This is a genomic window from Paenarthrobacter sp. NCHU4564, assembly GCF_052156435.1.
In the GTDB taxonomy this organism is placed as follows: domain Bacteria; phylum Actinomycetota; class Actinomycetes; order Actinomycetales; family Micrococcaceae; genus Arthrobacter.
The window spans coordinates 158,811-171,923 of the sequence record NZ_JBQLIS010000008.1; the positions used below are offsets into that span (position 1 = coordinate 158,811).

The window sequence follows — 13,113 nt, forward strand, 5'->3', positions numbered from 1 at the left end:
TTAGTACCGGGCCTTGACCAGGACAACGCATTGGCCTTGGATGCACAAAAGAAGGCCCGCAGGGTACGCCAAACAGCGGCGTGGCCTGCGGGCCTTCTTCAGTGATTTTCGGCATCCGGAGATGCGCGACGACCTGATGTACGACGGCGGTACACAACTCAGTGCCTGCGGCACCTGTTGGTTGCGACAGCTATCCGATACGGCGGGTGTCTACCTCGTCGTCATCGTCTTCCGCGTACTTGTCCTCGTAAGCCGAGTAGTCCGGCTCCGGCGGATCTTCCGGGAAGTGGCTCTTTGCACGACTGGATGGGCCCGTGAGCTCACGCTCAAGGGCCGAATAGTCAGTGTTCGGGGAGTAGTACTTGATGTCCCGAGCCTGCTTGGTAGCTTTTGCCTTTTGACGGCCGCGCCCCATGGCGTGACCCCCTTTTGTACTTGGACCGGAGGTGGTCACCTTGGCGATCGGTGAGGCCCCGGAATGTTTGGTCAATTTGTCGTATGTCTAGATTACATGCTTTCGGGAGTGCCTGCGTGCCACCCTGGCCACAGGTCGGGGCTCCAGGCCCGCAATTCCGGCTTCCAGCACCTCCACTGGGGCGGAAAATTGGGTAGAGTCGGCCTCAATGCGGCACCACGGCAGGAAGGCACACCACGGGAATGAGCCAGGACAACACTGCACCACGTGACGATTCGCCACGGGATCGAGGCGAGGACGGTCTGCCGCCAGCGCCCCAGGACCCTCCCCAATCCTGGGAGCCCGGCGCCGAGGTTCCACCCCAAGGTGATACCACCAAGCGGCAACGCCTGGTGATCGGGGGAATCGTGGTAGGCGTCCTGGCGCTCATAGGCGTGGTCATTTGGGTGCTGCTCAACCTGTTGGGAACCCGGCCGGAAGCCGTGGTCAGCACCCCCAGCCCTACGGCTACTTTGGGACCGCTCCCCCGCGACACCGAGGCCAAGGATTTCCAGGTAGGCGATTGCTTTGCCGACTTCGACCCGAACGCACCCAAAGCCAAAGCCGTGGCCTGCGACACCGAACATTCAGCCCAGCTTGGTGCCGTGCACAGCTATGGCCAGGACGAGTCATTCCCCGGTACAAACGCGCTCCGGGAAAAGGGCCGTGAAGTCTGCGGCACAGTGAAACTGGACAACGCGGCGGCCGACAACTACGTGCTGCTGCAGCAGAACGTGTATCCCAGCACTGACAGCTGGAACCGTGGCGACCGCCGCGTTGATTGCTTCATCGTGGTGGACTCGGGCAACACCATCAAGGAAGACCTCCTCGACAGGTAGCCTCGTCCTCCGGACCGCTACTTCCTGCGGACCGACAGGCCCGTGCCCAAGCTGGCAGCGTCGTCGCCGGCGGTCAGCGCCTCGAGGCCCGCGATGGTGAGCTCGTCCACATCGGCGGCCGTATCCACCAGGACAGTGTCGCCGTCGCTGATCTGGCCGGCGAGGATCTCCTTGGCCAGGCGGTCCCCGATTTCGCGTTGCACCAAACGGCGCAGCGGCCTTGCACCGTAGGCAGGATCGAACCCGGACATGGCCAGCCAGGCGCGGGCGCCGTCCGTGACCTCCACGGTGAGGCGACGATCGTGCAGGCGTCGGCCGAGTTCTGCCACGTGCAGTTCCACGATCCGGGCAAGCTCCTCTACCGACAGCGGATCGAACAGGACGATCTCATCCAGGCGGTTCAGGAATTCCGGCTTGAACGATGCCTGCACCACGGCCATGACGGCGTCCCGCTTGGCCTTGGCATCCAGGGACTGGTCCACCAGGAACTGGCTGCCGGAGTTGGAGGTCAGCACCAGGATGGTGTTGCGGAAATCCACAGTGCGGCCCTGGCCGTCGGTGAGCCTGCCGTCGTCGAGCACCTGCAGGAGGATGTCGAAGACCTCGGGGTGGGCCTTTTCCACTTCGTCGAGCAGCACCACGGAGTAGGGGCGGCGCCGCACGGCTTCAGTCAACTGGCCGCCTTCCTCGTACCCTACGTATCCCGGAGGGGCACCCACCAGGCGGGCCACCGAGTGCTTTTCGCCATACTCGGACATGTCGATCCGGATCATGGCGCGTTCGTCGTCAAAGAGGAAATCAGCCAAGGCTTTGGCCAGCTCGGTCTTGCCAACGCCGGTGGGGCCCAGGAACAGGAACGACCCCGTGGGGCGGTTGGGATCGCTGATGCCCGCACGTGCGCGCCGAACGGCATCGGAGACGGCCTGCACAGCCTTGGCCTGGCCAATCAGGCGCTTCCCAAGCTCCTCTTCCATATGCAGCAGCTTCTGCGACTCGCCCTGCAGCATGCGGCCGGCGGGGATTCCGGTCCACGCCGAAATCACCTCGGCGATATCGTCCGCGGTGACTTCCTCGGCCACCATGAGCTCGGGTTCTGAATCGCTGCGTGCGGATTCCTCCGCGGCTGCGGCGTTGAGCTCACGTTCCAGCGCAGGCAGCTCGCCGTACAGAATGCGCGACGCCGATTCGAGGTCACCTTCGCGCTGGTGCTTTTCAGCCGCTGAGCGAAGCTCGTCGATCTTGGCCTTGAGGTCGCCAACCCGGTTCAGGCCCGCCTTCTCGGCTTCCCAACGGGCATTCAACGCCGCGAGGGCTTCCTTCTTGTCCGCCATGTCTGCCATGAGCGCAGCCAGCCGTTCCACGGAAGCAGGATCACTCTCACCTTGGAGGGCCAGCTCTTCCATGGTCAGACGGTCCACCGCGCGGCGCAGCTGGTCGATCTCTTCCGGGGCGGAATCGATCTCCATGCGGAGTCGGGAAGCAGCCTCATCCACGAGGTCGATGGCCTTGTCCGGCAGCTGGCGGCCGGAGATGTAGCGGTTGGACAGTGTGGCTGCCGCAACCAGGGCGGAGTCGGCAATAGCCACCTTGTGGTGGGCCTCGTAGCGCTCCTTCAGGCCGCGGAGGATACCGATGGTGTCCTCCACGCTGGGTTCGCCAACAAAGACCTGCTGGAACCGGCGCTCCAGGGCCGGGTCCTTCTCGATGTTCTCGCGGTACTCGTCCAAGGTGGTGGCACCGATCAAGCGGAGCTCACCGCGGGCCAGCATGGGCTTGAGCATGTTCCCTGCGTCCATGGCGCTCTCACCCGTGGCACCGGCGCCCACTACGGTGTGGATCTCATCGATGAAGGTGACGATCTGCCCGTTGGAGTTCTTGATTTCCTCCAGGACGGCCTTGAGCCGCTCCTCGAATTCGCCGCGGTACTTTGCGCCGGCAACCATGGAAGCAAGGTCCAGGGCAATGAGCGTCTTGCCGCGCAGGCTCTCCGGGACGTCTCCGGCCACCATCCGCTGGGCCAAACCTTCGACGACGGCTGTCTTGCCAACGCCTGGCTCACCAATGAGGACGGGGTTGTTCTTGGTACGGCGGCTGAGGACCTGGACCACGCGGCGGATCTCGCTGTCACGGCCGATCACCGGATCCAGCTTGCCCGAGCGCGCCACAGCCGTCAGGTCAGTGCCGAACTTCTCCAGGGCCTGGAAGGTGTTCTCCGGATCCGGGGAATTGACCTTGCGGTCCCCGCGGACACCCGGCAGTGCGGCGAGCAGCGCCTCGTGGGAGGCTCCGGCGTCGCGCAGCAACTTGCCCACCGCATCACTTCCGGCCGAAAGCCCCAGCAGGAGGTGCTCTGTGGAGACAAAGGAGTCGCCGAGCTTGTCGGCCTCGTTTTGGGCGGCCTGGATGGCCTGCAGGGTCGGGCGGGACAGCTGCGCCTGCTGGACGGAACTGCCGGAGGAAGAAGGCAGTGCCTTGATGGCGGAACTTGCCTGCACACTCACAGCGTCCGGGTCCGCGCCGGTGGCACGGAGCAGCGCCACGGCAACGCCTTCCCGCTGGTCCATGAGCGCTTTGAGCAGGTGCGCCGGTTCCACCTGCGGATTCCCTGCGGTGGAGGCGTTCATGGCGGCCGCAGAAAGGGCCTCCTGGCTCTTGGTGGTGAATTTGGTGTCCAAAGCGAGCTCCCTTCCTGGAGTGAGTCCAAACTTATTTCAAAGTTGAGTCTACTACGCTCAACTTTGGATTTCGTCCACTGCGTTCCATGTTTGCCGAGGGCGAAACGCCTGTCCAGATGAAAGGGGCAGAAAGGCAAGGCCTGGGTCCTGCGCCGCGCCGTAGGCTGGGGCCATGAACCCGATTTCCACCACTCACGAACTCGAAGAGCTGATCGGCACCCCGTTGGAGAGGGTCCGCCGCAAAGTCCGCACCACCTTAAGCGGTTTCGACCGGCAGTGGCTGGCAGCCAGCCCGTTCTGCATCCTGTCAACGTCCGATGCTGCAGGCCACGTGGATGCATCCCCCAAGGGCGATCCTCCGGGATTCATCCACGTGGTGGACGACACCACCGTTGCCATCCCGGAACGTCCCGGGAACAAGCTAGCCTTCGGCTTCAGGAACATCCTGGAGAACCCGCACGTGGGCATCCTGTCCGTGGTTCCCGGCCGCACGGACACCCTCCGCATCAATGGCACCGCCCGCCTGGTCAGCGACGCTGACTTTTTCGATCAGATGGTGGTCAAGGGGCACCGGCCGCGTGCCGCCGTCGTGGTTTCGGTGGAGGAAGTGTTCACCCACTGCGGCAAGGCCTTCATGCGCAGCGGCCTGTGGCAGCCGGAAACGTGGGAAACCGAAGACCTTCCCAGCATCGCGGTGCTCGCCCAGGCGTACACCCAGCCGGAGACGCCGCTGGAAGATCTCGAGACCTACTACGGGCCGTCCTACGCGGAGCGGATGTACCGGGAGTAGCAGGAACCTGCCCTAGGCTTGCACCATCAGGCAACAGCCTGCTGTGCCGTTAACGAACGAAAGACCCGACTGGCATCGGGTCTTTGTTCTGAGCGGTTCGCTCATTGGTGCGGTAAGAGGGCCATAGAACCTCAAACGCCACACTTTGAGTCTATGGCCCTACGCACGTAGGCCGCAACGTTGTTGTGCCGACTATCAGTGCGAGCCGCGCCTGTTCCTTTGGGAGGAGGTGTCGGCATGGATTCAAAGCGGAAACGTGAAGAACCAAGGGGCGCCTGGAACCTTGCGGTCAACATCATCCGGCTAGCCGTTGATGTTATCCGCCTGTTCTGGCACAACATCCCCTAAACGGGAGCGGGGGCCGTCGGCGTTGTGCCGGCGGTCTCCGTCAGTTGAAGATCGGGACCAGGCCTCACGCCGGGTACACCGACACCAGCGCGGACTTCACCACGAACCGCACCTCCATGCCGGGGGCAAGGCCGAGGTCCGCCGAGGCCGCTGGTGTGATGTCGGCGGACAACGTGCCGTCCAAACCGGCGCCTGCCCGGACCCGGATCTGGTCGCCGTGCGGCTCAAGGTCCGTAATGATCACCGGGAAGGAATTGCGGGGGCTTCCGTGGACATCACCGAGGAAAACGGAAACGCTCGACGGCGGGAACGCCGCCACGCCTGCCTGGCCGGGCACGGGTGACCAGTCCGGATCGTGCTGTCCGGCGAAAACCCGGCCATCCGGCGTCGTGATTCCCTCCCGGCTGAGGGCGCCGGTGACGAGATTGAGGCCGGCGAGTCCGGCGGCGAAGTGGCTTCTGGGGCGCTCCAGAACCTGGCGCGTCGGGCCCTCTTCCACGATGCGACCGTTTTCCACGACTATCACGCGGTCCGCCAGCATGTAGGCGTCCAGGACGTCGTGCGTGACGATGATGGCCTTCCTGTCCTGAAGAACGCGTTTCAGGACCCGGCGGAGCAAGGGCGCAGCATGGATGTCCAGCGCGGACATGGGTTCGTCCAGGAGGAGCAAGTCCGGCTCGGCTGCCAAGGCCCGCGCTACGGCCACCCGCTGGGCCTGGCCGCCGGAGAGCTGCGCCGGCTTCCGGTCAGCAAAGGACTGGGCATCAACTTCGGCCAGCCAATGCCGGGCAGCTTCCCGGGCAGCGGCCCTGGAAGCACCTGCACTGCGGGGGCCGAACCCCACGTTGTCCAACGCACTCAGGTGCGGAAACAGCAGTGCCTCCTGGGCCAAAAGGGCGATGCCGCGAAGGTGTGGCGGGTCCCATTGGCGAGTGCCGGCGTCGAGCTTGAACAGTTGGCGCCCGTCAATCGAGGCGGAGCCGGAGTCGGGCCGCAACAGTCCGGCGATCACCCCCAGCAACGTTGACTTGCCGGCGCCGTTGGGACCAAGGACGGCCACGGTTTCTCCGTCCCCGAGACTGAGGGACATGTCGAAATTCCTGGTCTCCAGGCTGGCGCGCATTTCGAAGCTCACGGCTGGACCGCCTCTGGTGCGCGTCGCCGGCCGCCGCCATAACTCAGGCCCACCACCGCGACGGCCACGGCAACCAGGACCAGGGACAGCGCGACGGCGGCATCGGCGTCGGTCTCGCGCTGCAGGTAGATCTCCAACGGCAGCGTACGGGTGACACCTTCCAGGCTGCCCGCGAACGTCAGCGTCGCGCCGAACTCACCCAGACTGCGCGCGAACGACAACACCGCCCCGGACGCCAACCCCGGCAGCACCAAGGGAACGGTGACGCGACGAAGCACGGTGGTGGGCTTGGCCCCGAGCGTCGCAGCCACGGCTTCGTACCTGCTGCCCGCCGACCGCAGGGCGCCCTCCAAACTGACCACCAGGAACGGCAGGGCCACGAACGTTTGGGCCAGGACCACCGCGGTGGTGGTAAACGCGATCTGCAGACCGGCCAGCTCCAGCGACTTCCCCAACAGGCCCTGCCGCCCGAAGGTATACAGCAGCGCAATCCCGCCAACCACCGGCGGCAGCACCAGTGGGAGGAGCACAAAGGACCTGAGGAGTTTCTGGCCGGGGAACTCACCCCGGGCAAGCACCAGAGCCAGCGGGACACCCAGCATAATGCAGAGAGCCGTGCTGGCGGCAGACGTCCGCAGGCTCAGGCCCAGGGCTGCGAGGGACGACTCGGACGTGATCAGGGGGATGAACTGGGGCCAATTCACGCGCAGCAGCATGGCTGCCAGCGGAAGGATCACCAAGAGGCCACCCACTGCTGCCACGGCATGGATCCATCGCGGAATACCGTGATAGCCGGTGGTCTTCATATTCTCCCTACGGTGTGCCGAAACCAGCGTCGCCCAGGACCTTCTTGCCCTTGTCCCCGGTAACCGTGGCAATGAAGGCAGCCGCCAGCGCCTTGTTCTTGCTGGAGCCTACCGTGGCGATGGGATAGGTGTTGACAGCCTTGTCCGATTCGGCGAACGGGATGCCCTTGACTTTGTCGCCGGCTCCCTTCACATCGGTGACGTACACCAAGCCGGCGTCCGCTTCGCCGGAGCTGACCTTCCCCAGGACATCCGTCACGGACGACTCCTCGCTGACCGGGCTCAGCGTGGTTCCGGAGGCTTTCTCGACGGCGTCGGTTGCGGCGCCGCACGGCACCTGGCTTGCGCAGGTGACCACTTTGATGCCCGGCTTTGCCAGGTCCGCGAAAGAAGCGATCGACGCCGGATTGCCGGGTGGGACGGCGATCTCCAGGACGTTGGTGGCGAAGTTTGTGGCAGTGCCCTCCACGAGGTTCGCATCAGCCAGTTTGGACATATTCCTGGTGTCGGCGGAGGCGAACACATCCGCCGGGGCGCCTTGGGTGATCTGCGTGACCAGGTCGGAGGAGCCGGCGAAGCTCAGCTTCACTTTGGTCCCCGGGTTGGCTGCCTCGAAGTCCTTGGCCAGCTGCGTGAAGGTTCCTTTAAGGGACGCAGCGGCGAAGACGGTGATTTCGCCTGAAGGTGAGGTGCTTTGCTGCGACGTTGGGCTGGCGCCTGGGGCGCATCCCGCTACGCTTGCTGCCAAGGCCCCGGCCAGCAGCACTGCGGTAAGGGGTTTGCGGTTCATATGATGCTCTTTCCCCGGGGTGTTTCGATGATGACAGTGGTGGCCTTGACCACGGCGGTGGCCACCGATCCAAGCTCAAGCCCGAGTTCGCGCACGGCCTCGCTGCTCATCAGGGAGACCACACGGAACGGGCCGCATTGCAGCTCCACCTGGGCCATGACCTTGTCCGCCGTAATCCCGGTGACCAAGCCGATGAAGCGGTTCCGGGCTGAACTGCCGGCGCGGGAGGGGTCGTCCGGGAGGTGCGACTGGTCACGCGCAAGGGTGGCCAGCTCCAGGCCGTCCACCACCAGGCGTCCGGCTGAATCCTTCTGCGGCGTCAGCGTCCCGTTCTCCGTCCAACGTCTCACGGTGTCGTCGCTGACGCCCAGGAAACGGGCGGCCTCGGATATTCGTATGTGCGGCATAAATCGAGTCTAGATCCGTGTTTGCGTCTGGAAGAAACCTCAATGTCCGCAAACGCAATGTGACCCTTAGGTCGGCCAGTGCGCGCAAGGCGAGGACTGCCGTCGTAATTTCCCTGGAAACAGGCTCCGAAAGCATTCCGTAAGCTCCAGCCATGGCCCGCTGGATGATGCCGCAGTACCCTGTTTCAGGGGAGAGTCTCAGGCGCGAAGGAGCGTCCCATGGAATGGATCCGTCCGGACCACCCGGATTACGACGAGACCCGGAAACTTTTCAATGCAATGATCGACCGCCGTCCGGCGGTGATCGCCAGGTGCTCCGGCCCCGGTGAAGTGGCGGAGGCCCTCCACCATGCCCGCACCCACAATCTGGAAGTGGCCGTCAGATCCGGCGGGCACTCGGTGGCCGGAATGTCCACCAACGAGGGCGGGCTGGTCGTCGATGTCCGACCCATGAAATCCGTAAGCGTCGACCCGGAGGCCAAGACCATCACGGCCGGCGGAGGGCTTACCTGGGGAGAGTTCGACCGGGCAACACAACGGCACGGCTTGGCGGTCACGGGAGGCCGCGCCTCCACCACTGGTGTCTCGGGCTTCACGTTGGGCGGCGGCTCGGGGTGGCTGGAGCGTTCCTACGGATTTGCCTGCGACAACCTGCTGTCCGTGGACCTGGTGACCGCTTCAGGCGACCTTGTCACCGCGAGCGCCCACGAGAATCCCGAACTGTTCTGGGCATTGCATGGCGGTGGCGGCAACTTCGGTGTTGCGACGTCCTTCACCTTTCAACTGCACGATCTTGGCCCCACTGTCATGGCCGGGATCACGCTCTTCCCCGGCGAGGCTGCACCTGCGTTGTCCCGCGAATTCCGGCGCCTGGCACTGGAAGCACCGGACGGCGTGGGAACTGCGTTGATCTACCTCACTGCGCCGGAGGAAGAATTCGTGCCGGAGGACATGGTGGGCAAGATGGCCGTGGGGATGGCCTACCTGTATGCCGGGGACGTGGAGGAAGGCAGGGAGTACGCCAAGCCGTTCAAGGAACTCGGTCCAACGGTGGACCTGGTGGAGCCCATGGGCTACGCGGATTTCCAGTGCATGATCGATGACCCTCCCGGCTATTACAACTACTGGAGCGCCGACTACCACGACCAACTCAGCGACGAAGCCCTGGACATCCTGGTGGACTCGGCCCAGCGTCTGCCCGGCACGCACTCCCAGCAACTGATCGGCCGCTGGGGCGGGGCCGTAGGAGGACCTGCGGCCCAAAACACTCCCCTGCAGCATCGCAGCGCAGCCTGGGTCAGCCATCCGTTCGGCCTGGCAGACTCCCCCGAAGGCGGGCAGGAAGCCAAGGCGTGGGTGAAGCAGTTCAGGCACGACATCGCCCCGCACACCACCGGCGGGGTCTGGCTCAACTTCATCGGGGACGAAGGGCAGGACCGGATCATTGCCGCGTTCGGGGAGCAGAACTACCGCAGGCTCTCCAAGGTCAAAGCACAATTCGATCCCGACAACGTATTCAGGGGCAACCAGAACATCCTGCCTGCCGAACGCTGACCCGCCATACTCCTTCCCGGTTGCCGTGATCGTCACCGGCAGCGAAGCTTGTGATTCCGGGCCGTGGTCGGCGGTAGACACGCCCGATGACCGGCAACCGGGAAGGATCATCCGGCCGTTCCTGCAGCAGGATCCGGGACTACACTTTGGCCATGGCCGTCTACGTTGATCCGCCGCTGTGGCCCGCCCACGGCACGGTGTTTTCCCATCTGGTATCCGATACCTCGCTGGATGAACTGCACGCGTTCGCCGCAGCGGCCGGGGTTCCTGAACGCGCTTTCGACGGCGACCACTACGACGTTCCCGAGCGTCGCTATGACGACCTGGTCAAAGCGGGCGCCATCCCGGTGGAAGCCCGTGTGCTGGTCCGGAAGTTGATTGCGAGCGGCCTGCGGATTCCTGCCCGGGAGCGCAGCAAGGCTCTGACCGTGCCTTTGATGGAGCGTTGGAACAGCACCTTTCCCGGCCACGAGGAGCTGGGACTGGAACTGGTGGAACGGTGGGGTGAAGACAGCCGGAAGTACCACAGCCGGACACACCTGCTGGCGGTCCTGGAGGCTTTGGATATCCTCACCGAGCCGGCCCTTCCTGCGCGCACGGTCGCCTTGGCTGCGTGGTTCCATGACGCCGTTTATGAGGGAGTGGCCGGCCAGGATGAAGAGGAATCGGCGCTGTTGGCCGAGGAGAGGCTGACCGCTGCCCGCCTGGCACCGGAGGACGTGGCCGAGGTTGCCCGGCTGGTCCGGCTCACGGCCACCCATTCGCCCGAGCCCGGCGACCACGCCGGGGCGCTCCTCTGCGACGCCGACCTTTCCGTTTTGGGCGGCGACGAACAGTCCTACGCACGGTATCTTGCCGCCGTCCGCGAAGATTACGCCCACGTGAGCGACGATGATTTCGCAGCGGGACGTGCCGCCGTCGTGCGTTATCTCCTGGCGCTGGATCCGCTCTTCCACAGCGGGCGTGCCCGGTCGCTATGGCAGGATGCCGCCCGGCGGAACCTGGCCGCGGAGTTGGATGGCTGACTCTCGTACACTGGGAGGTGTGACCTCCTACCTCTCCCCTTACCCGCACGCCCGTCCCGACGTCGAGCACGTGCTTGCCGTCCGCGGTGCGGGCGGATACCGGCAGTACCGTATCCCGGCGCTCGCGGTCAGCACCCGGGGGACGATCCTGGCCGCCTATGACGGCAGGCCCAATCTGGATGACCTGCCCAACCCGATCGACCTCCTCCTGCGGCGCAGCCATGACAACGGCGTCACCTGGGGCTGCCAGCAGGTTGTCAGGACCGGGACCGGCTTGGACGGCTACGGCGATCCGAGCCTCCTGGTCGACCCGGTGACCGGCAGGATCTTCATGTTCCATGCGGCCGGAACGCACGCGGGCTTCTTCGAGGCCGCCGCCGGACTGGAGCCCGCGGACGACATCCAGCACGCCGACGTCAGCTTTTCAGACGACGACGGCGGCACCTGGCAACACCGGCGCCTCACCGCCCAACTCAAACGGGACGGGCGAATCACCGGCCTCTTCGCGGCCGCCGGCCAAGGTATCCAGATCCATGCGGGCCCCTACAGGAACAGGCTGGTGCAGCAATACGTCCTCCTGGTGGACGGCCGGATCGTTGCAGCCTCAGCCTTCAGTGACGATCACGGTGAAACGTGGGCGCTGGGCTCGTTCATTGGCCCCGGACCGTCCGGCGTGGGGCCCAACGAGAACAAGGTGGTCTGCCTGGAGGACGGCCGGCTGTTGCTGCATTCGCGGGCCACGCCGTGCCGTCTGGCCGCCCTTTCCGAAGACGGAGGCCAAAGCTGGAGTCCCCTGCAGCCTGTACCGGATCTTCCCGATCCCAGCGACAACGGTTCGGTGGCCCGGTTCGACGGGCTGCCCTCCATCAAGTCACTCGCCACGCCCGACACCGACCGCTGGCTCCTGGCAAGCAACAACCAGGATCCGCACCTGCGGCGAAACACTGTGCTCAGCCTCTCCACGGACAACGGAGCTACGTGGCCGGCCGGACTGGTGCTGTGCGAGGGAAGTTCGGCCTATTCGACGGTGACGCGGTTGCCCAACGGGAACATAGGCGTCCTCTACGAGCGGCAGGGTTACCGGGAGCTCGTGTTCGCGTCGGTTCCGCCGGCGCAGCTTACTGAACAGCTGGCAGAAGGGCACCCTGTACCACCGGCCGGGTTCTCCTTCGACATGGAACTGCGCTCTATCACTCCGGGCCGGCCGCAGGCCTGGCAAAACGCCGGCCCCTTCCACGTGATCCCTTCCTCCGGCGGAGATCAATGGGACGTCCAAACGTGGAAGGAGATCGGGCAGGGCTACACCGGCGATCAGATTCTGGGCACCCGGGAGGCCCAAGACCTCAACTACGGCCCCATCATCCCCGGGTACAAGGCAGGCGACATCCTCGCCTTCACGGGACGTGTCCGCAACTGCTCCGGGGAGGCGATGACCGGCGTCGAACTTCAAGGGCCGCACACCAACCCGGGCGACTTCCCGGCCACTGACCTGGCCCCCGGACAGCACGTTCTGTACTTCACGCCCACCTACACGATCACGGACGCAGACATGCGCCAGGGCACCCTGGACCTCACGTTCTCAGTCCAAGCCTCCGGAGCAACGCACGACGGCGGTCCGTTGCCGCTGCAGCGGACGTTCCGGTTCGATCTGCGGACCGGAGACGTCACTGCCTCTTAGCGGTAGTTGCTGGCGAACGGCCTGTCCGTGGGAACGATCTGCTTGCCGAGGGGCATCAGCGAGACCGGGATCAGCTTCAGGTTGGCAATGGCCAGCGGGATGCCGATGATCGTGATGGCCATGGCCACCGCGGTGACCACATGCCCGATCGCGATCCAGATGCCGGCAACCAACAGCCAGATCACATTACCGAGCAGAGCGAAGACGCCGCTCCCGCCGGGTTTTTCCACCACCATCTGGCCGAAGGGCCACAAGCAATAGAAACCGATGCGGAATGACGCGATGCCCCAGGGAATGGTCACGATGAGGACGCAGCAAATGAGCCCGGCGGCGAAATAGCCAAGGGCAAGCCAGAAGCCGCCAAAAACCAGCCAAATGATGTTGAGCAGAGTTTTCATAGTCCCCATTCTCTCGTGCCCGACCGCCCAAAAGCCTAGGGGTCTGCCCTGAACGGACCCTGACTTCCCGGACCCTCTCTCACCAAAACACCCCCTGGCGCCAACCCTCTCTCACCAAAACACCCCCTGGCGCCAACCCTCGTTACCTTTTTCGTAGCCCGTTTCCTGGTGCAGGATGTGGGTGTGCTGGCCTGCTGGTCCCGGCATGATTTCA

The 13,113-nt window shown here is 64.8% G+C and carries 12 protein-coding genes; 5 read left to right on the forward strand and 7 right to left on the reverse strand.

Translation table 11 applies throughout. The features are described from left to right. Nucleotides 1-190: 190 nt before the first annotated feature. Entirely contained in the window at nucleotides 191-415 is a 225-nt protein-coding gene (locus ACSVIE_RS10960) for a DUF3073 domain-containing protein (RefSeq protein WP_364165422.1), read from the reverse strand. Between the two features lie 242 nt (nucleotides 416-657). Between ACSVIE_RS10960 and ACSVIE_RS10965 the strand changes: the two genes are divergently transcribed. After that, nucleotides 658-1,293: a septum formation family protein gene (locus tag ACSVIE_RS10965; RefSeq protein ID WP_442423831.1), complete on the forward strand. Its 636-nt coding sequence runs from the start codon at nucleotides 658-660 to the stop codon at nucleotides 1,291-1,293. 17 nt (nucleotides 1,294-1,310) lie between these two features. Here the strand turns inward: ACSVIE_RS10965 and clpB are convergent, their stop codons facing one another. Beyond that, the gene (gene clpB, locus ACSVIE_RS10970; RefSeq protein ID WP_442423832.1) at nucleotides 1,311-3,968 is read right to left on the reverse strand and encodes an ATP-dependent chaperone ClpB; all 2,658 of its coding nucleotides are present in this window, start codon (nucleotides 3,966-3,968) and stop codon (nucleotides 1,311-1,313) included. A gap of 172 nt (nucleotides 3,969-4,140) precedes the next feature. On the opposite strand from clpB, the gene ACSVIE_RS10975 reads away from it, so the two are divergent. Then, the gene (locus tag ACSVIE_RS10975) at nucleotides 4,141-4,758 is read left to right on the forward strand and encodes an MSMEG_1061 family FMN-dependent PPOX-type flavoprotein (protein WP_426004220.1); all 618 of its coding nucleotides are present in this window, start codon (nucleotides 4,141-4,143) and stop codon (nucleotides 4,756-4,758) included. A 412-nt stretch (nucleotides 4,759-5,170) separates the two neighbouring features. Here ACSVIE_RS10975 and ACSVIE_RS10980 read toward each other — a convergent pair whose 3' ends face one another. The 4 genes from ACSVIE_RS10980 to ACSVIE_RS10995 are packed head-to-tail and all read right to left on the reverse strand — an operon-like array spanning nucleotide 5,171 to nucleotide 8,244. Then, nucleotides 5,171-6,241, reverse strand: a complete 1,071-nt coding sequence (locus ACSVIE_RS10980; protein WP_442423833.1) for a sulfate/molybdate ABC transporter ATP-binding protein — start codon at nucleotides 6,239-6,241, stop codon at nucleotides 5,171-5,173. After that, nucleotides 6,238-7,047 carry an ABC transporter permease gene (locus ACSVIE_RS10985; RefSeq protein ID WP_442423834.1) on the reverse strand — a complete coding sequence of 270 codons (810 nt, stop codon included), beginning with the start codon at nucleotides 7,045-7,047 and terminating at the stop codon, nucleotides 6,238-6,240. The genes ACSVIE_RS10980 and ACSVIE_RS10985 overlap by 4 nt, the downstream gene beginning before the upstream one ends. Nucleotides 7,048-7,054: 7 nt before the next feature. Then, a complete protein-coding gene (gene modA / locus ACSVIE_RS10990) occupies nucleotides 7,055-7,837 on the reverse strand; it encodes a molybdate ABC transporter substrate-binding protein (protein WP_442423835.1) in 783 nt (260 codons plus the stop codon). Next, nucleotides 7,834-8,244 (reverse strand): TOBE domain-containing protein, encoded by a 411-nt coding sequence (locus ACSVIE_RS10995; RefSeq protein WP_442423836.1) that lies wholly within the window; start codon nucleotides 8,242-8,244, stop codon nucleotides 7,834-7,836. Before ACSVIE_RS10995 ends, modA begins: the two co-directional genes overlap by 4 nt. 219 nt (nucleotides 8,245-8,463) lie before the next feature. Between ACSVIE_RS10995 and ACSVIE_RS11000 the strand changes: the two genes are divergently transcribed. The 3 genes from ACSVIE_RS11000 (at nucleotide 8,464) to ACSVIE_RS11010 (ending at nucleotide 12,501) form a co-directional block, all read left to right on the forward strand. Further along, nucleotides 8,464-9,798 (forward strand): FAD-binding oxidoreductase, encoded by a 1,335-nt coding sequence (locus tag ACSVIE_RS11000; RefSeq protein ID WP_442423837.1) that lies wholly within the window; start codon nucleotides 8,464-8,466, stop codon nucleotides 9,796-9,798. A 152-nt stretch (nucleotides 9,799-9,950) separates the two neighbouring features. Beyond that, nucleotides 9,951-10,823, forward strand: coding sequence for a DUF4031 domain-containing protein (locus ACSVIE_RS11005; protein ID WP_426007606.1), 873 nt, complete (start codon nucleotides 9,951-9,953; stop codon nucleotides 10,821-10,823). A gap of 19 nt (nucleotides 10,824-10,842) precedes the next feature. Continuing rightward, complete coding sequence (locus tag ACSVIE_RS11010) at nucleotides 10,843-12,501, forward strand: sialidase family protein (protein ID WP_442423838.1); 1,659 nt, start codon at nucleotides 10,843-10,845, stop codon at nucleotides 12,499-12,501. On the opposite strand, the gene ACSVIE_RS11015 is transcribed toward ACSVIE_RS11010, so the two are convergent. Next, entirely contained in the window at nucleotides 12,498-12,899 is a 402-nt protein-coding gene (locus ACSVIE_RS11015) for a YccF domain-containing protein (RefSeq protein ID WP_426004232.1), read from the reverse strand. The two genes, ACSVIE_RS11010 and ACSVIE_RS11015, sit on opposite strands and share 4 nt — an antisense overlap. Between the last annotated feature and the right edge of the window lie 214 nt (nucleotides 12,900-13,113).

What these genes read in the sequence shown, in the direction of transcription:
- ACSVIE_RS10960 (WP_364165422.1), bottom strand. Translation starts at nt 415, where the DNA reads ATGGGGCGCGGCCGTCAAAAGGCAAAAGCTACCAAGCAGGCTCGGGAC.
- ACSVIE_RS10965 (WP_442423831.1), top strand. Translation starts at nt 658, where the DNA reads ATGAGCCAGGACAACACTGCACCACGTGACGATTCGCCACGGGATCGA.
- ACSVIE_RS10975 (WP_426004220.1), top strand. Translation starts at nt 4,141, where the DNA reads ATGAACCCGATTTCCACCACTCACGAACTCGAAGAGCTGATCGGCACC.
- ACSVIE_RS10985 (WP_442423834.1), bottom strand. Translation starts at nt 7,047, where the DNA reads ATGAAGACCACCGGCTATCACGGTATTCCGCGATGGATCCATGCCGTG.
- modA (WP_442423835.1), bottom strand. Translation starts at nt 7,837, where the DNA reads ATGAACCGCAAACCCCTTACCGCAGTGCTGCTGGCCGGGGCCTTGGCA.
- ACSVIE_RS10995 (WP_442423836.1), bottom strand. Translation starts at nt 8,244, where the DNA reads ATGCCGCACATACGAATATCCGAGGCCGCCCGTTTCCTGGGCGTCAGC.
- ACSVIE_RS11000 (WP_442423837.1), top strand. Translation starts at nt 8,464, where the DNA reads ATGGAATGGATCCGTCCGGACCACCCGGATTACGACGAGACCCGGAAA.
- ACSVIE_RS11005 (WP_426007606.1), top strand. Translation starts at nt 9,951, where the DNA reads ATGGCCGTCTACGTTGATCCGCCGCTGTGGCCCGCCCACGGCACGGTG.
- ACSVIE_RS11015 (WP_426004232.1), bottom strand. Translation starts at nt 12,899, where the DNA reads ATGAAAACTCTGCTCAACATCATTTGGCTGGTTTTTGGCGGCTTCTGG.